Genomic DNA, 21614 nt, shown 5'->3' on the forward strand with positions numbered 1-21614 from the left:
CGTCAGCGAGTCTCGAGCACCGACGAGACGGCCCGGCTGAACTGCCGCCACGCCTCGGTCTCGGTCGCGAGCCGCGCCCGGCCGCGGGCCGTCAGGTGGTAGAACTTCGCGCGGCGCTCCAGCTCGGAGACGCCCCACTCGGAGCGCAGCAACCCCTTCTTCTCCAGGCGGTAGAGGGCCGGGTACAGCGACCCCTCTTCGACCGCGATCGCTTCGCCGGTGCGCTCCTCCAGCCACCGCGCGATCGCGTAGCCATGGAGCGGTCCGTGGGAGAGCGTCTTGAGGACGAGCGTGTCGAGCGTGCCGTGCAGGAGCCGGCGTCCGTCCGTGGTCATCTCCGTCCTTGCCTAGAGGGTCTGGGTAACAATGAGGCTCGTATGCCTAGACTGTCAAGGTATGAAAGGGTGGGGGACGGATCCGCACGGGCCGGTCCGCGGGAGCGCCGGGGCGGGAGCGGACGTCGGCACGCCGGGGCGTAGCGCGCGCGACCGGTGCAGCCTGCCTCAGCCCGCCAGCATCCCCCGCATCTCCATCGGCTGCGCCAACAGCCAGATCGAGGCGAGGAGGAGGAGGACGGCCAGCCCGCGCCACGGGAGCGCCGCGGAGGCCGCGCGCGCCGGTCCGTGCACGTCGGCACCGATCCGGCCCAGGAGGCGCCAGGTCCACGCACAGCCGGCGAGGAGGAAGAGGACCTGCACCGGGAAGATCCACGCGGCGGGGGACGCGGCCACGTGCGCAACGGAGAGCGGGTCGTGACTCGCGCCGGCGCCTCCGATCGCCCCCGCTCGCACCCAGCGGCCCAGCAGCGGCGCGAGCGTGGACGTGCCCAGCACCACGTGGAAGAAGTGGTGCGCGCCCCACATGGACAGACCGAATGGGATCCACCCCCACACGAAGCGTCGCCAGGCGGACGCCCGACCCGTGCGGGCGCGTTCCCAGACGGCCGCCGCGCCGACCAGCAGGAGGGGCGCGAGGACCAGCGTCAGCACCAGGGCACCGGCCAGGACGAGCCCGGGGGCCACGCCCCACGCGGCGGCCCAGCGCCGCTGCAGCGCCACGAAGGGCGCCACCATACCCAGGGCGTTGATCAGCGACGCGAAGGTCATGACCACGGCGAGCACGGCCAGGTCTCCGCGTTCGCCGAGGCGACCCACGCCCGAGCGCACGGGGTCGCCCCCGAGCTCCAGCCCCGGACGCCGCGCCAGGATGCCCACGTTGTCGTGTGGACACGCGTGGATGCACTCCATGCAGAACGTGCAATCCACGTTGCCCACCTTGCGGGGCTGGAAGAGCCACAGCTCGCAGCCGCGCTGCACCGGCAGCGACCCTCCCCCCGGTCCCGTGCCCGGAGCCCAACGGCCCCGGATGCAGTCCTTGGTCGCGCAGGTCGCACAGCGCCCCGGATCGCGGACGGTCACCTCGAACGGGGAGAGCGGCGCGTGCACGAAGTGGAACTGGCCGATCGGGCACACATGCTTGCAGAAGGCGGCGCCTCGGAACAGTCCGTCGACCGCGAACGCGGTGCCGAAGTAGCCGAGCACCACCCAGGCCGTCCAGACCGGGCTGGCCCACAGGTCGAGCGCCTCGTAGGACCAGAAGAAGAGGAGCAGGACGCCCACGGCCACGGCCTTGCCCTTGAGCCAGGAGGGGACGGGTCGGGTGGGACGGCTCCACCGCTTGGCCAGACGCCGGGTGAGCATGAAGGGGCAGGCCATGCAGAACACGTTGCCCACGGCCAGCAGCGCCACCACCACGAGGCCGCGCCACTGCACCCAGGGCAGCGTGCCCGCCGCGTTGCGGCTGGCGTCCGCCGGCCCGGTGAAGCCGTCCACCACCACGAGGAGCGCCACGAGCAGGAGCGCGGTCTGGAGCACGGTCCGGGCGTGGCGCCAGCGCAGGAACGGCCCCAACACGGGGAGCGCCATCAAGTCCGTTCGTCCTCGCTGCCCCGCCATCCGCTCCCGTCCTCGGTCCGCGACCGGCTCTCCCCCGGCGCTCCTGGGCGCGGCGTGACGCCGGCGCCGGGCCTATGCTACGCGTCGGGGCGGGTCCGGCAAGCGGAGGCGTCGGTTCCACGACGCCCGCCGAGGACCGCCCGCAACCCTCCGGCGGGACGCGTTGTCCCACGGGTGGACGGACAAGACCGACGCATCGGAAGCGGGACGTGGACGACCAGCTGCTCATCCAGCGGGCCAGGAACGGAGACGAGGGCGCCTACCGGGCGCTCTACGACGCGCACGTGGACCGGATCTTCCGGCTCACGTACCGGATGGCGGGCGACGAGCAACAGGCGCGCGAATACACGCAGGACACGTTCGTGCGCGCCTTCCAACGCCTGGACGACTTCCGCGGGGACGCGCGGTTCTCCACGTGGCTGCATTCGATCGCGGTCTCGGTGACCATCAACGGAGCACGCAAGGTGAAGCGCCTCGACGCCCGCCACACGGAGCTGGATCCGCACGGCCACGGGACGAGCGCGCGGGTCGGCGATCCCGGTCTGCGGGAGCGTCTGCGCCGCGCGATCGACGGGTTGCCGGAGATCTACCGGACCGTCTTCCTGATGCACGACCTGGAGGGCTATCCGCACCAGGACATCGCCGATGCGCTGGGGATCGCGCTCGGCACCTCGAAGGCGCGGCTCTCGCGCGCCCGGGCCGCCCTGCGCGGTCTGCTGGGCGACGCCGCCAAGGAGTACGTGACGTGACGCACCGCGATGAAGGTCTGGATCCCGAGCTGGAGGCGCTGGTGGAGGAGGCCCGGGCCGACTACCACCCGCCGCCGCCGACACCTCGCGAGGCGATGTGGGAGGGAGTACGTGCGCGCCTGGAGGAGACCGCCGCTCCCGCGTCGGCGCCGCCTGCGCGCGCATCGGGACGGCGTGGCGCCTCGCTCGTGTGGCGCGTCCTCGCCGCGAGTGTGGTGCTGGCCCTGGGGGTGGGGCTGGGTCGCTGGTCGGTCCAACGCACGGCTCCGCCGCAGGCGGCCCCCGTGGCCGGGGTCGGGCCGGCGGCGGGGGCGCCCCGGGCCGCTCCGGCCGGGCCGTCCGAGCGGGTGCTCCGCTTCGCCGCCTTCGAGCACCTCTCCGAGACCCAGCAGTTCCTTTCGGCGCTCGACACCACGGCCGTGGAGGGGGGAGACGTCTCCGCCTGGGGCACGCGCCTGCTGACCGACACGCGTCTGCTGCTCGACACGCCGGCGTCCGAGGATCCGGAGCTCCGGCGGTTGCTGGAAGACCTGGAGCTGGTCCTCGCGCAGGTGGTGCAGCTCACCGCCACACGGGGCGAAGCGGTGGAGCGTGTGGAGGTGGAGACGTTCCGCGAGGGACTGCGCGAGCAACAGGTGCTGCCGCGCATCCGACGACTGCTCCCGCCGGTGATCGGCGCGGACGACTGACATAGATCGAACCCAGGAAGGGGACGGACGATGATGGGACGACAGATCTGCACCGCGATGGCGCTGGCCGGGTGGACCCTGCTCGGAGGGATGCGCATCGCGGCCCAGGAGCCGGAAGCCGAGGCCTGGCGGGGGCCGGTTGTGCCCGCGGAGGTGCGCTTCGTCGAGTACGGCACCACGCAGGAAGTGCCCGGCGACAGCCTCTACCGGCGCGCCCGCAGCGCCCTCAACCGGCGCGAGTTCGAAGCGGCCGCCACGCAGTTCCAGGAGCTGCGCCGCCGCTTCCCATCGTCGGCGTTCACGCCGGATACCTACTACTACGAAGCCTTCGCGCTCTACCGGTTGGGACAGGAGCGTTCCGGCGCCCGTGCCCGCGAGTCGCACCAGCGGGCGCTGGAGCTGCTGGACCGGCAGGCCGCGGAGCATGGATCTGCGGGTACGCTGCCCGACGCCCGTGCGCTGCGCGGCCGCATCCAGGGCGAGCTGGCGCGGCTCGGGGATGCCCGCTCACGCGACGCCGTGCTCGACCGCGCCCAGCAGGCGTGCGACCGCTCCGACCAGGAGCTGCGCGCGGCCGCCCTGTCCGCGTTGCTGAACATGGACGAGGAGCGCGCGCTCCCGATCCTGCGGGAGGTGCTCGCCAACCGGGACGCCTGCGGTGCCGAGCTGCGGGCCCAGGCGATCTTCATCCTGGCGCAGCACGGCGGCGACGAGGCGGTCGACGCGCTGCTCGACCTCGCCTCGCGCGATCCCGATCCCGACCCCGAGGTCCGCAAGGCCGCCGTGTTCTGGCTCTCCCAGGTCGATCGCCCGGAGGCGGTGACCGCGCTGCTGGACCTCCTGGAGGACTCCGACGATCCCGAGATCCTGGAGCAGGCGATCTTCGCGCTGTCGCAGCACGACGATCCCCGCGCTGCCGAGGTGCTGGGAGAGTACGCGCGGCGCAGCGACGTGCCGGCCGAGGCGCGGGGCCGGGCCATCTTCTGGATGGGGCAGAGCGGTGGACCCGAAGCCGTCGGGGCGCTGCGGGAGCTCTTTGCCGAGATGGCCGATCCCGAGCTGAAGAAGGCCGTGCTGTTCGCCATGTCGCAGCGGTCCGAGCCGGGCGCGCGCGAGTTCCTGACGGACGTGGCGCTCGACCGCCGGCAACCGCCGGAAGTGCGCAAGGACGCGCTGTTCTGGGCGTCCCAGAGCGGCATCCCCGCCAGCGAGCTGGTCGACATCCTCAGGAGCAGTGACGATCCCGAGATCCGGGAGGCCGTGATCTTCGGGCTCGCCCAGCAGCGGGGTCCGGAAGCGGTGGATGCGCTGATGGACGTCGCGCGCTCCGAGGACGATCCCGAGCTGCGCGAGCAGGCCATCTTCTGGCTGGGACAGATGGACGACCCCCGCATCCCGGAGTTCCTGCTGGAGCTGATCCGGCGATGAGGGGCGCGCCGCGGTGGACGGGCGCGTGCGCGCTCGCGGTGCTGCTCGTTCCAGCCGGGGCCGGAGCCCAGTCCCTCGAGGAGGCGGTGCGCGGCGTGGACGGGGACGTGCATTTCAGCTACGACGCGCGGCCGGGCGTGCGCAGCTGCGGCCGGGGCGACGACCTGAGCTGGAGCTGGAACTGGAGCGACCGGGGCGACCGGCGTCGCTGTGTCCAGGGCCCCATCCAGGTGGAGCTGCGCCTGGAGGACGGGCGGGTGGTGCGCCTCCGGGCCGGGATCGAGGGTGCCGGGGAGCCCGCGCGCGGCCGGGCCCTGGGGCATTTCCCACCCCAGGAGGCCGCCGACTGGCTGCTCGACCTGGTGGACCGGGTGGACCCCCGGCAGGCGGGAAGGGCCCTGCAGGCGGCCGTCCTCGCGGACGGGGTGGAGACCTGGCCCCGGCTGCTCGCCTTCGCGCGGGACCGGGAGCGCCCCTCCTCCGTCCGGAAGGACGCGGTCTTCTGGCTCGGCCAGGAGGCCTCCGACGCGGCCCTCGACGGCCTCACCGGCCTGGCCACGGACGATCCGGAGCTGGAGGTGCGCAAGGCGGCGGTCTTCGCGCTGTCCCAACGCGACCCCGACGAGGCCATCCCTCCGCTCTCCGACATCGCCCTGGCGGAGGGCGACCCCGAGCTGCGGTCGTCCGCGTTCTTCTGGCTCGCCCAGATCGACGACCCCCGCGTCCTCGAGGTCTTCGAGCGCGTGCTGGGCCGGCCCTAGGGGTCCGGAGGGGACCGCGCCGGGCCCCGGATCTGTGGCGCTTTCTTTGCTTGGGGGGTAACGTTCGCGGGTCGGTCGGGGTCTCCCGGGGAAGCGCGCATCCCGGGCCGGGCACGGTCGTCCCCCGCAGTCGCGCACCTGCAACTCCCCCTTTTGTTCTGGTCACGTTGAAAGAAGGCCACTGGCTCCTTCGGGTTGTCCGCCGGGAACGTATTGCCGGGACGGACCAGCTCGAGATCGCCCCTGCCGTCCCCACGGCGGAGGCCTGGCGGGTCGTCACCCGTCAGCTGGGGATCACGGACGACCAGTTGGCGGGCTACGTGGCCGACTACTTCCGCCTCCAGACGGCGCCCCTGCAACGGGCCGAGGCCCACGCCGCCGCGCTGCTGCCCGAGGCGTTGATCCGCCGGCACCTGATCCTGCCGCTGGAGGAGACCGATCGGCACCTGGTCGTGGCCACCGCCGACCCCACCGACGTCGAGGCCGAGCGGGTCGTGGGCTTCCGCTCCGGCCGCACCCCCGTCTTCCGGATCGCACCGCCGTCGGCCATCCAGGACGCCATCGACCAGCGCTTCTCCCCCAACCGGGCGGTGCAGGGGATCCTGGGGACGCTCGACGGTGACGTGGAGGATTCGGTCCGCCTGGTGGAGGACGCGAGCCCCGAGCTCATCAGTGAGGAGGACGCGACCGCCACCCCGGTGGTCAAGCTCACCAACCTCATCCTGCGCGACGGCATCGTGCTCGGGGCCAGCGACATCCACATCGAGCCCGGTCGCACCATCGGTGCGGTGCGCTACCGGGTGGACGGCGTCCTGCGCAAGCACATGGATCTGCCGATGGCGCCGCTCAACCGGGTCATCTCGCGCATCAAGATCCTGTCGAAGCTGGACATCGCCGATCGGCTCCGCCCCCAGGACGGCAAGGCCCGGGTGCAGATCCGCAACCAGGTCTACGACCTGCGCGTGTCCACCATCCCGGCGGGCGGGGCGGAGAAGTGCGTGCTCCGTATCCTGGACTCCAACCGGCTGTTCACGCTCGAGGATCTGGCCCTGCCCAAGCCGGAGCTGGCGCGGCTACGGCAGCTCATGGCCGTGCGCGACGGCGTGGTGGTGGTCACCGGGCCCACCGGCTCGGGCAAGACGACCACGCTCTACGGCGTCCTCCGCGAGCTGGCCCAGGGCACCGTCAACATCATGACCGTCGAGGACCCCATCGAGTACGAGCTGTCCTCGATCACGCAGACCCAGGTCGAGGTCAAGCAGGGCGTCACGTTCGCGTCCGCGCTGCGCGCCATCCTGCGCCAGGACCCGGACATCATCCTGGTGGGGGAGATCCGCGACAAGGAGACGGCCGAGGTGGCGGCCCAGGCCGCCCTGACGGGGCACCTGGTGCTCGCCACGGTGCACGCCAACGACGCCGTGGGCGCCGTCACCCGACTCGCGGACCTGGGCCTCGACTACTCCACCATCGCCTCCGCCGTGCGGGGCTGCGTGGCGCAGCGGCTGCTGCGGAGGGTATGCCCGCACTGCGTCCGGCGCCTGGCGCCCGACCAGATCGACGACGAGGAGCGCATGCTCGCGTCCCGGTACGGTGTGGCGCCCACGGTGCGTGCCGTGGGCTGCTCGGAGTGCGGCCAGACCGGCTACCGGGGCCGCCTTCCCGTGCTGGAGGTCCTGTCCATCGGGCTCCGGATGCAGGAGGCGATCGAGCTGCGGAAGGGGCAGGCGACCCTGACGCACCTGGCGACACAAGGGGGCATGCGGCCCATGCACACGGTGGGCCTGGAGTGGGTGGCGCAGGGCCTCACCACGCTGGAGGAGGTCGAGCGCGTCCTGGGGCAGGGGATGGAGGATCAGGACATCGACGAGCCGAGCGCTCCTCCGCGGATCCTCCTGGTGGACGACGACGACGCCGACCGGACGATGATGCGGGCGCTCCTGGAGGGGAGCGGGGCCCAGGTGCAGGAGGTGGCCGACGGCCAGGAAGCCATGGACCTCCTCAAGCGCGATGCCGCGTGGTCGCTCATCGTCCTGGACCTGGCGATGCCGCGGATGCGGGGCCGCGAGGTGCTCGAGCGCGTGCGTGGGGCGGCCGACACGCGCGCCATCCCCGTGCTCGTGCGGACCGGGGAAGGGGACGAAGCCCTGGAGACGGAGCTGCTGGAGGCGGGTGCGGACGACTACGTCCACAAGACCGCGGACGCCGCGCGCTTCCTGGCGCGGGTGCGGGCCGTGCTGCGGCGTAGCGCGCTCTAGCCTCCCCTCTCGGTCGGAGCGCTCCGTCCACGGGGCGCACATGTAACAGACCCGTGACGGATGGTCACGGACACGTATCCACGTCGTGACATCGATACCACGGTCCAGTAACGTGCGGCCCGTCGCGACGGCACGGAGGTTCCGCGCCGCCCCCACGGTCCTCCCGCACGGGATCCACCATGCGCGCTGCACGACGGGCCCTCCTGGCGCTCCTCGTCCTCGTTCCCGCTCCTCTCTCCGCACAGACCCTCAAGGCCCGCGGCGGTGATCTCACCATCGGCGGCCGCCTCCACACCGAGCTGATCACCAGCTCGGTCGCCGAGGGTGACGAAGCCGATTTCTTCCTGCGCCGCGCCCGCATCGAGGTGGACGCCCGCCTGGGGGACCGGATCGACGCCCGCATCATGCCGGAGTACAGCGGCACGACCCACCTCGAAGACGCCTGGGTCCGCTACACGCTCTCCCCGCGACTGCGGGTGCTCGTGGGGCAGTTCAAGCGCTCGTTCGACCTGTTCGAGCTGGAGTCGAGCACGGAGCTGCCCATCGTCGAGCGGGACGGGCGCATCCCCGGCCTGGACCTCTGTCCGGGCGTGGGGCGGCTCTGCACGTGGAGTCGCCTGACCGAGCAGCTCCAGTTCGCCGCGCGCGACGTCGGCGTCCACGTGGATGGGCGGATCGGGGAGCGCGTGAGCTGGGAGGCGGCGATGACCAACGGGGAGGGCCTGAACGCGCGCGACATCAACGGAGCCAAGTCCTGGTCGGGACGCGTGGCCGTGAACGCGGGCCGGGGCTGGACGGTGGGCGTATCCGGGGCCGCCCACGACTTCCGGGTCGACGACGACGATCGCTATGCGGACGCGCTCTCCATCGACGCCCGCTTCGGACGCTACCGGGGTGGGCCCCTCCTGCTGGCGGCGGTCTCCTGGGGGGACAACTGGAAGCTGGCCGATCCGGCGGGGGGCGCGGGGCCCCGCTTCGGGACCGCTCAGGTCATGGCGGCGTACCACATCGCCTTGGGGGACGAGCACGCCCTGTTGTCCGGGATCGAGCCGACCGCCCGGATCAGCGTGGCCGACGCGGACCGCGGCAACCCCGAGGACGGCGGAGCCCTGTGGACTCCGGGGCTGATGCTCTACCTGCGGAACAGCGGCTGCGGAGGGTCCACCTGCGGCCGCAACCGGGTGGCGGTCAACATGGATGTCTACCATCCCGGCGGCGGGGACACGGAAGTCTCCTTCAAGCTCATGAGCTTCGTGTACTTCTGAGCCGGGGCCGGCTCGCGGGGCTCGGCGGCTCGCGTTGACACGCGCGCGGGAACCCCGCGAGCTTAACCGGCTCCGGTCGGTCGACCCGAGGCCGTCCGGAGCGGTCGGTCCACCACTCGTTCGGGGGCCCCAGGGCCGGGGTCCTGGGAGACGGGCGTCGAATGTTCAACACGCTTCAGGCACGGATCCTGGTCATCCTGGCGGCGCTGGCCGTCGCGGGGGGCTACCTGTTCACGCGCGGGCTCAAGCTGGGTCTCGACCTCCAGGGGGGGATGCACCTGGCCCTCGAGGTGGACGACCCGGACGGAACGCTCTCCTCGGATGCCAAGGCCGACCTGATCGAGCGGGCCGAGCGGATCATCCGCACCCGGATCGACGAGTTCGGCGTGGAGGAGCCCCTCATCCAGCGCGTCGGCCAGGAGCGCCTGATCGTCGAGTTGGCGGGGATCTCCGACGAGAACCGGGCCAAGGACATCATCCAGCAGTCGGCCTTCCTCGAGTGGAAGCTCGTGCTGGGCACCGAGGAGATCGAGGCGGCCCTGCCGCGGATCGATCGGCAGATCGTGGCCGCGCTCGGGGAGGACGCCCTGCGGGAGATGGGCCGGGCCGTCGAGGACGAGCCCTCCTCCATCGAGTCCTTGCTGTTCGGCGGGGACAGCGCGGGCGCCCAGGCCGCCACGGACGCCGCCGCCGCCGTGGACACGGCCGCTGCCGCCGACCAGGCCCCCAATCTGCGCCCGTTCACCTCACTCCTGGCGCGCGGCGATCAGCCCGGCACCTACCTGGTGGAGTCCGCGAACCTCGAGGTGGCCCGCCGCTTCCTGGCCCTTCCCGAGGTCCAGCGCGCCCTGCCCCGCAACGCGACGCTGCAATGGGGCTGGGAGCCGGTCGGTGTGGGCACGCGTACGTACTACGAGCTCTATGTGCTCGAGCGCGACGCCTTCCTCACCGGTGAGATGCTGGACGACGCGGTGGCCAACCGCGACCCGCAGTACTCGCGCCCGATCGTGGTCTTCGAGCTGAACCGCCGCGGCGGCCGCTCGTTCGCGCGGGTGACGGGCGAGCACATCGGTGACCGGATCGCCATCGTGCTGGACAACGAGGTCGTCTCGGCGCCCACGGTGCAGGACCGCATCGGACAGCGCGGACAGATCGACCTCGCAGGTGCACCCATGGAAGAGGCCCGCGACCTGGCGCTCGTGCTGCGCGCGGGCGCCTTGCCGGCTCCGCTCCGCATCATCGAAGAGCGCCGGGTGGGTCCGTCACTCGGTCAGGACTCCATCGACCAGGGCAAGCTGGCCGGCATCGTCGGCATCGCGCTGGTGATCGTGATGGTCGTCGGGTACTACCGCCTGGCCGGTGTGCTGGCCGTCGGCGCCCTCGCGGTCTACGTGGTGCTCGTGCTGGGCGGTCTGGCCGGCATCGGCGCGACGCTGACCTTGCCCGGGATCGCCGGCATGATCCTGTCCATCGGAATGGCGGTGGACGCCAACGTCTTGATCTTCGAGCGCATCCGGGAGGAGCTGGACGCCGGGCGCACGCCCAGGCTGGCCGTGGACGAAGGCTTCGCGCACGCGCTCTCGGCCATCGTGGACGCCAACGTCACGACGCTGATCACGGCCCTCATCCTCTTCCAGTTCGGGACGGGTCCGGTCCAGGGCTTCGCAGTGACGCTGTCGATCGGCATCCTGGCCTCGTTCTTCTCCGCCATCTACGTGACCCGCACCTTCTTCCTGCTCTACATGCGTGGGAAGCGGGGCGCGGAAGCCATCAGCATCTGAGACGCGCCGAGCCATGAGACTCTTCCGCAACGCGAGCTTCAAGTTCATCGAGCGGCGCCGCACGGCGTACGCGATCTCGGCGGTGGTGCTCGCCATCGGGATCGGCGCCATGCTCTTCAACGTGGCGACGCTCGGTTCCTGGTTGAACTACGGCGTCGACTTCACGGGCGGGACGCTCGTCGAGGTGCGCTTCAACGAGCCGACGAACGTGGCGACCGTGCGCGGGGCCCTGGGCGGGCTCAACCCGTCGATCACCCGCTTCGGCAGCGACAACGACTTCACCATCCGCCTGCCGCTCCGTGAGGATGGAGACATCCAGGAGGTGGAGGGGCAGATCCGGGCAGGTCTGGATCCGGCGTTCGGGGCCGGGAGCTACCAGGTGCTGAGAACGGAGGGGGTGGGGCCCAAGATCGGGGCCGAGCTCCAGCGCAAGGCGGCGCTGGCCATCCTGTTCTCGTTCCTGCTCACGCTGATCTACCTCGCGTTCCGCTTCGAGTGGCGCTTCGGGGTGGCGGCGGTGATCGCCACCGCCCACGACATCCTGATCACGCTGGGCGCGCTGGCGCTCTTCCGGGTGGAGATCGCGCTGGCCACGGTGGCCGCCATCCTCACCATCGTCGGGTACTCGCTGAACGACACGATCATCGTGTTCGACCGCATCCGCGAGAACCAGAACAAGCGGGGCGCCAAGAAGGCGGACCCGATCGAGCTGGTCAACCGCTCCATCAACGAGACGCTGCCGCGCACCATCATGACCTCGACCACCACGCTGGCCGTGCTGGTGGCGTTGTTGGTGCTCGGTGGGCCCGTGATCCGCGACTTCACCCTGGTGCTCATCCTGGGGATCGCGGTCGGGACCTACTCCTCCATCTTCGTGGCCTCGCCGGCCCTCATCGAGATCCGGCAGCGCTACGGAGCGGGCGGTGATCCCGACAAGCGCAAGCGCGACCGCGAGCGCCGCCGGCGGGAGGAAGCGGTCACCGCTTCGGTCTGACGGACGCGGGGTGGACGAAGCGGGCGCGCACGGAGCCCCGGACGGGCCGTTCCGGGGCTCCGTTTCGTTGACGGACAGCCACTGCCATCTGACGGCGGAGGCGTTCGGAGAGGACCTCGCCGCCGTGCTGGCGCGGGCCCGGGACGCGGGGGTCGATCGTATCGTGAGCATCGCCTCGGATCCCACCGACGCGCGCGCCGCGCTGGATCTGGCCGCCCACACGCCCGGCGTCTGGGCCACGGTGGGCGTCCATCCCCACGCCGCCGATGCCCATGATCCCTCCGACGCACTGCCGACCGTGCGCGGCCTGGTGGAGCGCGGAGGCGCAGTGGCGTTGGGTGAGACCGGGCTCGACTTCCACTACGACTTCGCGCCGCGTGAACGGCAGCAGGCGTGGTTCCGCCACCACCTCGAGCTGGCGGACGAGTTCGGGCTTCCGCTGGTGGTCCACTCCCGCAACGCCGACGACGACACCCGCACGTTCGTGCAGGAGGCAGGGAAGCGCGGTGTGGGGGGGGTGCTGCACTGCTTCACGGGCGGGGACGCCCTCCTGGACGCGGCGCTCGAGGCCGGGTGGTATCTCGGCTTCGGCGGCATCGCGACCTTCCGGAACTTCGACGGCGGCGCGCGCCTGGCCCGGATCCCCGAGGGGCGGCTGCTGATCGAGACGGATGCGCCCTACCTCGCACCCGTGCCGCACCGGGGTCGCCGCAACGAGCCGGCCTTCCTTCCGCGTTCGCTGGAACGGATCGCGGAGTTGCGCGGCGTCGAGCCCGCCGCGCTCGCGCGGGCGACGAGCGCGAACGCGGCACGGCTGTTCCACCTGGACGGTCCGGGCGCGTCGTGATCGGGAACGTCCCGCGCCCCCGGCGCGTCCGCGTGCTCTCGGATGACGTCGCGAGCCAGATCGCGGCCGGCGAGGTGGTGGAGCGTCCGGCCTCCGTGGTCAAGGAACTCGTGGAGAACGCGCTCGACGCCGGGGCCACCCGCGTCCGCGTCGAGCTGGCCGGGGGCGGGAAGCAGCGCATCCGGGTGAGCGACGACGGCTGCGGGATGAGCCGGGAGGATGCGCTGCTGGCGCTCGACCGCCATGCGACCTCCAAGATCGTCGAGGCCGCCGACCTGGTCGGTGTGCGCACGTTCGGCTTCCGGGGTGAGGCCCTCCCGTCCATCCTGTCCGTGTCCGACTTCGTGCTGGAGACGGCCGACGGCTCCGGCGATCCGGGGACGCGCATCCTGGGGCGGGCCGGGCGCATCGTGGACGTGGCGGACACGGCACGCCAGCGCGGCACCACGGTCGAGGTGCGCCGCCTGTTCTTCAATGCGCCGGCGCGCGCCAAGTTCTTGAAGCCGGTGGCGGCCGAGACCCGCGCCGTGGTGGAGCTGCTCGCTCCGCTCGTCCTCGCCCATCCGCCGGTCGCGCTGCAGCTGATCTCGGGCGAGCGCACCCTCATCGACGCGCCGTCCGCCACCGACCTGGGTCCTCGCCTCGCCGCGCTCTGGGGCAACGATGCCCTGGATGAGCTCATCCCCGTCCACGGACGGGCGGGGGAGACGGAGGCGTGGGGGCTGGTGCAGCGACCCGACAAGGCGGGGCCGGGCTTCCGCCGTGTCCAGGTGTTCGTCAACGGGCGCCCGGTGCGCGATGCGCGTCTTCTGCGCGCGGCCGACCGGGCCTACACCACGACGGTACCGTCCCGTGCACGTCCGTGGCTGTTCCTCTTCCTGCGCGTGCCGGGTGACCGGGTGGACGTGAACGTGCATCCCGCCAAGCTGGAGGTCCGCTTCCGCGACGCCGGCCCGGTCGAGGCGTTGATCGAGGAGACCGTGCGCACCGCGCTGACCACGGAGGAGAGCGCGGCACCCCTGGGGGGACGACCCGCCCGGGCGCCGCTCGTGGTGCGTGAGCCCCCACCCCGGAGATCCGCACCGGGGGACGCTCCGCCCCCCGACCAGATGGCGCTCTTCCTGGCCGGGGATCCCGGCCCCGGCGAGCCCGCGACCGCGGGATCGCCCGCGCCCCGTCCGTCGCCCCCGTCCGGCCACGTCTGGCAGGCACTGGACACGTACATCTTCGTCGCGACCCGGGACGAGGTGCTGATCATCGACCAGCACTCGGCGCACGAGCGGGTCCTGTTCGAGCGTCTCATGAACGCCTTCGGGGCCGGTGGGGAGACGGCGCAGCGGCTCCTGTTCCCGCTCACGCTCCGGCTGACCCCCGCCGAGGTGGAGCAGGTGCTCTCCCTGGCGGGTCTGTTCGAGCGGGCCGGTTTCCAGGTGGAGCCGTTCGGCACCGATACGGTGATCGTCCACGCCGTGCCCGATCCCCACCCGTGGTTCGATGCGGAGCGCTGTTTCCGCGAGATGGTGCGCGAGCTGACCGAGGGATCCGAGCTGGTGCGCTCGGCCCGCAACCAACACGAGCGCATCGCCATGACGTTCGCCTGCAAGGGCGCCATCAAGGCCGGTCAGCGCCTGGACCAGCGCGAGATGCAGGCCCTCGTGGATCAGCTCTTCGCCACCGAGCTCCCCCATCACGACGTGCACGGTCGTCCCACCGTGGTGCGTCTGTCCGCAGCCGAGCTGGGGCGGCGCTTCGCCCGCGGATGAGCGTGCGCTCCCCCGATGTCCGGGAGGCGCCGCCGGTCGGGGGCGCCTCCGCGCCGCCCTGGCGCGTCCCGACCCTCGTGGGACCGACCGCGTCCGGCAAGACGGCCCTGTCGCTGCGCCTGGCCGAGGTGTGGGAGGGGGAGATCATCTCGATGGACTCCCGCCAGGTCTACCGGGGCCTGGACATCGGTACCGACAAGGTGGCGCTGGCGGACCGGGCCCGCGCCCCGCACCACGGGTTGGACCGTGTCGAGCCCGACGAGCGATACAGCGCGGGGCGTTTCGCTCGCGAGGCGACCGCGTGGATCGAAGACATCGTCGAGCGGGGCCGTCAGCCCGTGCTGGTCGGCGGCACGGGTTTCTTCCTGCGCGCGTTGACCGAACCGATCTTTGCGGAACCGCCCCTGGATCCCCTGCGGCGCGAGCAGCTCCGGGCCTGGCTGGCCGCCCGTCCGCTGCCCGAGCTCGCCCGCTGGGCGGACGCGTTGGACCCGGAGCGGGCCGCGCTCGCCCGGGCGGGGGGCCGCCAGCGCGTGCAGCGGGTGCTGGAGGTGGCTCTGCTCACGGGGCGCGCGTTGAGCGAGTGGCACCAGCGGTCGGCCGGCCCGCCGCCCCGCGTGCGCGCCTGGGTCGTCCTGCTCGAGCTTCCACGCGAGGAGATGGACCGTCGCATCGACGCGCGCGTGGAGCGCATGATCACGGGGGGCCTCGCGGACGAGGTGCGCGCCCTGCGCGCCCAGGGCTATCGGCGGGAGCATCCCGGTCTGACCGGAACCGGGTACCGCGAGATGTGGGACGTGCTGGAGGGCACCCGCTCCCTGGCGGACGCGGCGGCGGAGATGAAGCGGCAGACGCGCCAGTACGCGCGCCGGCAGCTCACGTGGTTCCGGAACCAGCTTCCGGACGTGGCGGTTCGGCTCGAGGCGACCCGGCCCCTGGAGGACCAGGTGCGCGTCGTCGTGGACCATTGGGAGGAGGAGAGGCGCGCGGCATGAAGATCGGGATCAGCTGCTATCCGACCTACGGCGGCTCGGGAGCCGTGGCCACCGAGCTGGGCCTCAAGCTGGCGGAGCACGGACACGAGGTGCACATCGTGTCGTACGCGCTGCCGTTCCGTCTCGCGTCGTTCCACGAGCGCGTCTTCTTCCACGAAGTGGAGATGGCGGATTACCCCTTGTTCGAGTATCCGCCCTACTCGCTCGCCCTGGCCGTCTCGTTGCACGACATCGCCACGCGCTACGAGCTCGATCTCGTCCATGCGCACTACGCGATCCCCCATGCCGCCTCCGCATGGATCGCGCAGGAGATGATGGGGAGCGCCGGCCCCCGCATCGTGACCACGCTGCACGGCACCGACATCACGCTGGTGGGGATGCAACCTTCCTACAAGCCCATCACGCGCTTCTCCATCCTCAAGTCGGACGGCCTGACCGCGGTGTCGGAGTTCCTCCGGGGGGAGACCGTCACGCACTTCCAGGTGCCGGACGAGCGGATCCGTGTCATTCCCAACTTCATCGACCCCGACGTCTTCCATCCCGATCGGCAACCCTGTCATCGCGCCAGCCTCGCGCCCGGTGGTGAGCCGATCCTGATGCACGTCTCGAACTTCCGACCGGTCAAGCGCGTCACGGACGTCATCGAGGTCTTCGGGCGCGTCCGGGCCGCCCGCCGCGCCCGCCTTGTCATGGTGGGAGACGGGCCGGACCGCATCCGCGCGGAGCAGCGCGCGCGCGAGCTCGGGATCGAGAGCGACGTGCTCTTCCTGGGCAAGCACGCCACCGTCGAGGAGCTGCTCTCGTGTGCGGACGCCTTCCTGCTGCCGTCGGAGGCGGAATCGTTCGGTCTGGCCGCACTGGAGGCCATGGCGTCGGGAGCTCCCGTGATCACGTCGCGTGCGGGCGGGCTGCCCGAGCTCGTCGCGGACGGCGAGAACGGATATCTGCTGGACGTGGGTGACGTCGAAGGAATGGCCGACGCTGCGCTCGAGCTGCTGGACGACCCCGAGCGTGCACGCGCGATGGGTCGGGCCGCGCGATCCTGGGCCGTGGAGCGCTATTCGGCCGCGCGCGTGGTTCCCGAGTACGAGCGCTTCTATGCCGACGTGCTCGCGGGGAGCCGGACGTGACCCTCTGGGACGCGCTGATCCTCGGCATCATCCAGGGCGCGACCGAGTTCCTGCCGGTGTCCAGCTCCGGGCACCTGGTCCTGGGACAGACGCTGCTCGGCGTCGAGGCCCCGGGCGTGGCCTTCGAGATCGTGGTGCACGTGGCCACCCTGATCTCGGTGCTGGTCGTCTATCGGGAGCGGATCGCGCGTCTGGTCGCGGATGCGGTGCGCGGACAGCGCGACGCCTGGAGCTACATCGGTCTCCTCGTCCTGGCCACGATCCCCGCGGCCGTGATCGGCCTCGGCTTCGAGGACCGCATCGCCGCGCTCTTCGAGGATCCCCGCGCGGTCGCGCTGGCGTTCCTGGTCACCGGGGCGCTGCTGTGGAGCACGCGCCGGGCGCTGGAGCGGGGCGCCGATCGGCATCCGCGTGTGGGCTCGGCCCTGGCCATGGGCTTCGCGCAGTCGTTCGCGCTGATCCCGGGGATCTCGCGCTCCGGCAGCACCGTCGTGGCCGGCCTGTGGGCGCGCGTCGACCCCACGGAGGCCGCCGCCTTCTCGTTCCTGATGTCGATCCCGGCCATCGCGGGCGCCGCGGTGTTGAAGGCTCCGGATGTCATGGCCGCCGGCGGGAACGGCCTGGCGCCCCTTCTCGTGGGTGGCGTCGCGGCGGCCCTGACCGGGGTGCTGGCCATCCGCTCCTTCGTGGCCTTGCTCAGGCGGCGCGCGTTCCACCAGTTCGCCCTCTATCTGTGGCCGCTGGGCATCCTGTTCCTGATCTATCTGGGAGTGTGGCGATGAACGAGTCCCCCGACGACCCGGTGCGGGAGGCCGCGGCCCTGATCCGGATGGCGCTGCAGGAGGACGTGGCGGAAGGGGATTTCACCACGTTGTGGACCGTGCCCGCCGAGACCGAGGCGCGCGCGACCATCGTGGCCAAGCAGCCCCTCGTGGTGTCGGGCGGCGCGATCGCCGCCCGCGTGTTCACGACGGTGGAGCCGCGCCTCGACGCGCAACCGCTCCTGGCCGACGGAAGCCACGTGGAGAGCGGGACCGCCGTGATGGAGATCCGAGGCCCGGCCCGCGGGGTGCTCACCGCGGAGCGGACGGCGCTCAACTTCCTGGGCCACCTGTCGGGTATCGCCACGCTCACCCGACGCTTCGTCGACGCCGTGGCCGGCACCGGCGCGAGGATCCTGGATACGCGCAAGACCACTCCGGGCTGGCGGACATTGGAGAAGCGCGCCGTGCGCGACGGCGGCGGGGTCAACCACCGCCATGGGCTCTACGACATGGTGATGATCAAGGACAACCACATCGCGGCGGCCGGGGGGATCGAGGCGGCCGTGGCGCGCGTTCGCCATGGCAACCGCGCCGCGCTCCCGGTGGAGGTGGAGGTCACCACCGTCTCCGAGCTGGTGCGGGTGCTGCCGCTGGGTGTCGACCGTGTGCTGCTGGACAACATGTCTGCGGACACCATGCGGGAGTGCGTGCGGCGGGTGCGCGCGCTGCAGGGCCGCGCGCCCGAGACGGAGGCGTCGGGCAACGTCACGCTCGGGACCGTGCGCGGCGTCGCCCAGACCGGGGTCGACTTCATCAGCGTGGGCGCGCTCACCCATTCGGCGCCCACCGCGGACCTGTCGCTGCGCATCCTGTCCTGACGTGCGCAGGCGGTGGGAGGGCCGGCAGGTCTCCGACCTCGCCCACGCGTGGGACCTGGAGGCCCTCGAGATCCACGACCGGCTGGGCTCCACCGCCGACCGCCTGCGCGAACGCGTCGACGGGGGCCTGCGCCCGTGGGCGGTCGTCCTGGCGGAGGCGCAGACCGCGGGCCGGGGACGTGACGGCCGCGTCTGGAGCTCGGCGGCGGGGCGCGGGCTGTGGATGTCGGTGCTGGCGCCGGTGCTGACGGACGGGCGCCCCGCACCGCTGCTGGCGGGTGTGGCCGTGGCCGAGGCCATCGAGCGGGCCTTCGCCCCCCTGGCGCCCCGCCTCAAGTGGCCGAACGACGTCGAGCTGGGCGGACGAAAGATCGCGGGCATCCTCTGCGAGACAGCTCCGGGCGCGCCGCTCCGGATCGGGATCGGCGTCAACGTGCTCCACCACCGCGAAGACTTCCCGCCGGAGCTGCAGGGCCTGGCCACGTCCATCGTCGAGGCGGGCGGCCCGACGGAGCCGGGCTCGCGCGCGCGCCTGGCCGGCGCCATCCTGGAACGCCTGCGCGCCGCCTGGAGCGCGCCCGCCTCCGCGTGGCACGCGGCCTGGTCGGCACGCGACGCGCTGCACGGTCGGCAGGTCCGCTGTGACGCCGGGCCCTCCGGAGAGGCCATGGGGGTGGATGAGGCGGGAGGGCTCCGCGTGCGCACCTCCGAGGGGAGCGTGGTGGTGGTGCGCTCGGGGGGTGTGCGTGCGGTGGTGGATTCGACGGCGGACGCTCCGCCGCAACCGTGAGGAGGTCCATGCACCTGCTGTTCGATGTCGGCAACACCGAGACCGTGGTGGGCCTGGCCCGGCCCGGCACGCTCGACATGGTGGCCCACTGGCGCCTCAGCACCCACATGCCCCGCACGGCGGACGAGGTGCGTGTGCTGCTGCGGGCCCTGCTCGCCGAAGCGGGGCACGGCGACACCCCGATCGAGCGCGCGGTCGTGGGCTCGGTCGTGCCGCGCGTGACGTCGGTGCTGGTGGCGGCGCTCGAGACCCTGGCCCCCGGGGCGGTCTTCACGGTCGAGGCGTCCTCGCCGCTCTCCGTGCGGCTGGACGTGGACGAGCCGCTCACGGTGGGCGCCGACCGCATCGTCAACACGCTGGCCGCCGCGCGCCTCTACGGACGCGACACCATCGCGGTGGACCTCGGCACGGCCACCACGTTCGATTGCATCACGGCCGACGGCGTCTTCCAGGGAGGTGTGATCGCGCCCGGCGTATCGGTGGGACTCGAGTGGTTCTCGCAGCGCACGGCGAAGCTGCCGCGCATCGGCCTGGAGCTCCCCGAGCGCGTCATCGGGCGGCGCACCGAGGACTGCATGCGAAGCGGCGTGTTCTGGATGGCCGTCGACGGGGTGGACGGGATGGTCGATCGCATCCGCGCGGAGTGGGGCCGCGCGGAGCCGCTGGTCGTCGCGACGGGTGGCTTCTCGACGCTGCTCGGGCCGCACTGTCGGACGGTCGAGCGGGTGGAGCCGTTGCTGACGCTGCGCGGTCTGATGCTCGCGGGCGGGGAGCTCAGCGCCCGGGGCGGCTGAGCCGGGCGGCGGCCCCCCGCACCCACGTGTTGCTCCACGCGAGCAGCTGGGTGCGCGCGACGATGCGCGCGACTTCGGGGCGGGTCATCTTGACCTCGCGGGTGAAGACGTCCGGGTTCGAGCGCGTGAGTGCCAGCGTGCGCAGCGCGAAGAAGAGGGGCAGGGCGCAGAAGACGCGCACTCCGTGCAGGCGGCGCGGCAGCGCGAGCGTGTAATGGACGGCGTCGTCCAGGTGCCGCGCCGCCTTGGACGTCAGACGCTCCAGGACCGCGAGAGCCTGCTGCCGGTATGCCGGCTCGAACAGCTCGGGGCCCGACAGCCCCGCATCGCGCAGCCAGGTGCGCGGCACGTACAGCCATCCCCGGTGGTGATCCTGGTGCAGGCCGCGCAGCACGTTCACGGTCTGCAGGCCCAGCCCGAACGAGCGGCCCAGGTCGTTCATCCGCGCGCGGTCGGTGGCCACCTCCGCACTCTCCGCGGCGAACAGGTCGGTGAGCAACCATCCCACGCGCCCCGCGACCTCGTGCATGTAGTCGTCGAGGTCGGCCTCGTCCTCGAAGTCGGGCCCACGCTCCACCCAGCGCGCCATGCCGCGGGTGGTGTCCCCGACATGGCGTTGCACGATCCCGCGCCGGGGCTCGGGCAGGGCCCGCAGCGCCTGCAGCACCAGGGCGTACTCCCGGGCCACCGCCGCGTCGGGGGTCTCCTCGTCCACCGCGCCCAGCAGGGTGCCGAAGTCGGAGGCGGCAGGCCCCGGCGCCGAGGAGGCCCCGGCCGCAGCGGCCTCGAAGACCGCCCCGGGGTCGGGGGTTGCGCCGGGATGGGAGGTGGAACGGGACGGGGCCTCGGCGTCCAGCGCGTCGGCCCAGGCCCGGAGCAGCGCCACCTTGCGCACCTCGGGCAGCGTCTCGGAGTCCTCCAGGTAGTCCGAGACCCGGAGGAGCAGGTAGGCCGTCTGGACCGGCTCGCGCAGGCGGGCCGGGAGGCGCTCGATGCCCACCGCGAAGGTCCGGCTGGCGATCCGGAGCAGCTCGGCGCGGCGGTGATCGGCAGGGCTGGGTGGTGCGGACATGGGCCGAAGGTAGCGACTCGCCGAAGGCCGGGGATACCCCGCCCAGGGCCGGGCCGCGGTGCCCGGGGCGGTACGCCGCTGGCTCGGCGCCGTCCGCCGCCCGCCCCTGTCGACGCCCCGGTCGCAGCCCTCGGGTGGGGCGCGGTCGACCCGTCCCCCGGATCGGTCAGGGAGCGGCTGACGTCCAGGCGCCGCCCCTCCCGGAGCACCACGCCCGGTCGGTCCGGGCCGTCGGTGCCCCTGGGAGAGGCCTCCGGCCGCCCACCCCCGGTTGACGTCCCTGCGGCCCTTCCTACCTTACTAGCACTCAAGCGCAGTGAGTGCTAACGACACCGCCCGGGGGGGCGGCCGTCGGAGCGCTCAACAGGTTCATCCGGATGGAGGAGCCAAGCATGGCGACCAAAGCGGCGACCAAGATCACGCCCCTGGCGGATCGTGTGGTGGTCAAGCCCCTCGATGAGGCGGAAGAGATGCGGGGTGGCCTCTACATCCCTGACACGGCCAAGGAGAAGCCGCAGCAGGGGGAGGTCATCGCGGTGGGCCCCGGCAAGCTGTCCGACGAGGGCAAGCGGCTGGCGCCCGACGTGTCGGCCGGGGACAAGGTGCTCTACGGGAAGTACTCGGGCACCGAGGTGACCGTGGATGGGGACCAGTACCTCATCCTCCGGGAGTCGGACATCCTCGCCATCATCAAGTAGCACGTA

Annotated in this window: 20 protein-coding genes; 17 read left to right on the top strand and 3 right to left on the bottom strand. The window is 72.3% G+C overall.

Annotated elements, in window-relative coordinates:
* Positions 1-2 precede the first annotated feature (2 nt).
* Positions 3-335 (bottom strand): PadR family transcriptional regulator, encoded by a 333-nt coding sequence (locus R3E98_04020; protein ID MEZ4422550.1) that lies wholly within the window; start codon positions 333-335, stop codon positions 3-5.
* Positions 336-503: 168 nt separating this feature from the next.
* A complete protein-coding gene (locus R3E98_04025; GenBank protein ID MEZ4422551.1) occupies positions 504-1925 on the bottom strand; it encodes a FesM in 1422 nt (473 codons plus the stop codon).
* Positions 1926-2164: 239 nt separating this feature from the next.
* On the opposite strand from R3E98_04025, the gene R3E98_04030 reads away from it, so the two are divergent.
* From R3E98_04030 to R3E98_04105, 16 genes are all read left to right on the top strand, one after another.
* The gene (locus tag R3E98_04030; GenBank protein ID MEZ4422552.1) at positions 2165-2704 is read left to right on the top strand and encodes a sigma-70 family RNA polymerase sigma factor; all 540 of its coding nucleotides are present in this window, start codon (positions 2165-2167) and stop codon (positions 2702-2704) included.
* Positions 2701-3393, top strand: a complete 693-nt coding sequence (locus tag R3E98_04035; protein ID MEZ4422553.1) for a hypothetical protein — start codon at positions 2701-2703, stop codon at positions 3391-3393. The genes R3E98_04030 and R3E98_04035 overlap by 4 nt, the downstream gene beginning before the upstream one ends.
* A 30-nt stretch (positions 3394-3423) precedes the next feature.
* Positions 3424-4821 (top strand): HEAT repeat domain-containing protein, encoded by a 1398-nt coding sequence (locus tag R3E98_04040; GenBank protein ID MEZ4422554.1) that lies wholly within the window; start codon positions 3424-3426, stop codon positions 4819-4821.
* Entirely contained in the window at positions 4818-5582 is a 765-nt protein-coding gene (locus R3E98_04045; GenBank protein MEZ4422555.1) for a HEAT repeat domain-containing protein, read from the top strand. Before R3E98_04040 ends, R3E98_04045 begins: the two co-directional genes overlap by 4 nt.
* Before the next feature lie 167 nt (positions 5583-5749).
* The gene (locus tag R3E98_04050) at positions 5750-7837 is read left to right on the top strand and encodes an ATPase, T2SS/T4P/T4SS family (GenBank protein ID MEZ4422556.1); all 2088 of its coding nucleotides are present in this window, start codon (positions 5750-5752) and stop codon (positions 7835-7837) included.
* 179 nt (positions 7838-8016) lie between these two features.
* Positions 8017-9102, top strand: coding sequence for a porin (locus tag R3E98_04055; GenBank protein MEZ4422557.1), 1086 nt, complete (start codon positions 8017-8019; stop codon positions 9100-9102).
* 161 nt (positions 9103-9263) lie between these two features.
* Positions 9264-10883, top strand: a complete 1620-nt coding sequence (gene secD / locus R3E98_04060) for a protein translocase subunit SecD (GenBank protein MEZ4422558.1) — start codon at positions 9264-9266, stop codon at positions 10881-10883.
* 13 nt (positions 10884-10896) lie between these two features.
* Positions 10897-11877, top strand: a complete 981-nt coding sequence (gene secF, locus R3E98_04065) for a protein translocase subunit SecF (protein MEZ4422559.1) — start codon at positions 10897-10899, stop codon at positions 11875-11877.
* A 10-nt stretch (positions 11878-11887) separates the two neighbouring features.
* Positions 11888-12724 (top strand): TatD family hydrolase, encoded by an 837-nt coding sequence (locus tag R3E98_04070; GenBank protein MEZ4422560.1) that lies wholly within the window; start codon positions 11888-11890, stop codon positions 12722-12724.
* Complete coding sequence (gene mutL / locus R3E98_04075) at positions 12721-14487, top strand: DNA mismatch repair endonuclease MutL (GenBank protein MEZ4422561.1); 1767 nt, start codon at positions 12721-12723, stop codon at positions 14485-14487. The genes R3E98_04070 and mutL overlap by 4 nt, the downstream gene beginning before the upstream one ends.
* A 2-nt stretch (positions 14488-14489) precedes the next feature.
* On the top strand, positions 14490-15482 hold the full coding sequence (gene miaA / locus R3E98_04080) for a tRNA (adenosine(37)-N6)-dimethylallyltransferase MiaA (GenBank protein ID MEZ4422562.1): 993 nt from the start codon (positions 14490-14492) through the stop codon (positions 15480-15482).
* Entirely contained in the window at positions 15479-16612 is a 1134-nt protein-coding gene (gene bshA, locus R3E98_04085) for an N-acetyl-alpha-D-glucosaminyl L-malate synthase BshA (protein MEZ4422563.1), read from the top strand. The genes miaA and bshA overlap by 4 nt, the downstream gene beginning before the upstream one ends.
* Positions 16609-17394 carry an undecaprenyl-diphosphate phosphatase gene (locus R3E98_04090; protein ID MEZ4422564.1) on the top strand — a complete coding sequence of 262 codons (786 nt, stop codon included), beginning with the start codon at positions 16609-16611 and terminating at the stop codon, positions 17392-17394. Before bshA ends, R3E98_04090 begins: the two co-directional genes overlap by 4 nt.
* Entirely contained in the window at positions 17391-18254 is an 864-nt protein-coding gene (nadC, locus tag R3E98_04095; protein ID MEZ4422565.1) for a carboxylating nicotinate-nucleotide diphosphorylase, read from the top strand. The genes R3E98_04090 and nadC overlap by 4 nt, the downstream gene beginning before the upstream one ends.
* Before the next feature lies 1 nt (position 18255).
* Positions 18256-19044: a biotin--[acetyl-CoA-carboxylase] ligase gene (locus R3E98_04100; GenBank protein MEZ4422566.1), complete on the top strand. Its 789-nt coding sequence runs from the start codon at positions 18256-18258 to the stop codon at positions 19042-19044.
* Positions 19045-19052: 8 nt separating this feature from the next.
* On the top strand, positions 19053-19838 hold the full coding sequence (locus R3E98_04105; protein ID MEZ4422567.1) for a type III pantothenate kinase: 786 nt from the start codon (positions 19053-19055) through the stop codon (positions 19836-19838).
* On the opposite strand, the gene R3E98_04110 is transcribed toward R3E98_04105, so the two are convergent.
* Complete coding sequence (locus R3E98_04110; protein ID MEZ4422568.1) at positions 19819-20910, bottom strand: squalene/phytoene synthase family protein; 1092 nt, start codon at positions 20908-20910, stop codon at positions 19819-19821. The genes R3E98_04105 and R3E98_04110 overlap by 20 nt on opposite strands.
* A gap of 392 nt (positions 20911-21302) precedes the next feature.
* Between R3E98_04110 and groES the strand changes: the two genes are divergently transcribed.
* Complete coding sequence (gene groES / locus R3E98_04115) at positions 21303-21608, top strand: co-chaperone GroES (GenBank protein MEZ4422569.1); 306 nt, start codon at positions 21303-21305, stop codon at positions 21606-21608.
* The last annotated feature ends 6 nt before the right edge of the window (positions 21609-21614 follow it).

It is taken from the genome of Gemmatimonadota bacterium, assembly GCA_041390125.1.
Taxonomy (GTDB): Bacteria; Gemmatimonadota; Gemmatimonadetes; order Longimicrobiales; family Gaopeijiaceae; genus JAGQIF01.

Bases quoted from the DNA above. Each gene is read 5' to 3' on its own strand.
- secF (MEZ4422559.1), top strand. From the start codon at position 10,897: ATGAGACTCTTCCGCAACGCGAGCTTCAAGTTCATCGAGCGGCGCCGC.
- nadC (MEZ4422565.1), top strand. From the start codon at position 17,391: ATGAACGAGTCCCCCGACGACCCGGTGCGGGAGGCCGCGGCCCTGATC.
- R3E98_04045 (MEZ4422555.1), top strand. From the start codon at position 4,818: ATGAGGGGCGCGCCGCGGTGGACGGGCGCGTGCGCGCTCGCGGTGCTG.
- R3E98_04055 (MEZ4422557.1), top strand. From the start codon at position 8,017: ATGCGCGCTGCACGACGGGCCCTCCTGGCGCTCCTCGTCCTCGTTCCC.
- R3E98_04110 (MEZ4422568.1), bottom strand. From the start codon at position 20,910: ATGTCCGCACCACCCAGCCCTGCCGATCACCGCCGCGCCGAGCTGCTC.
- secD (MEZ4422558.1), top strand. From the start codon at position 9,264: ATGTTCAACACGCTTCAGGCACGGATCCTGGTCATCCTGGCGGCGCTG.
- R3E98_04025 (MEZ4422551.1), bottom strand. From the start codon at position 1,925: ATGGCGCTCCCCGTGTTGGGGCCGTTCCTGCGCTGGCGCCACGCCCGG.
- R3E98_04105 (MEZ4422567.1), top strand. From the start codon at position 19,053: ATGCACCTGCTGTTCGATGTCGGCAACACCGAGACCGTGGTGGGCCTG.
- R3E98_04020 (MEZ4422550.1), bottom strand. From the start codon at position 335: ATGACCACGGACGGACGCCGGCTCCTGCACGGCACGCTCGACACGCTC.
- bshA (MEZ4422563.1), top strand. From the start codon at position 15,479: ATGAAGATCGGGATCAGCTGCTATCCGACCTACGGCGGCTCGGGAGCC.
- groES (MEZ4422569.1), top strand. From the start codon at position 21,303: ATGGCGACCAAAGCGGCGACCAAGATCACGCCCCTGGCGGATCGTGTG.
- R3E98_04040 (MEZ4422554.1), top strand. From the start codon at position 3,424: ATGATGGGACGACAGATCTGCACCGCGATGGCGCTGGCCGGGTGGACC.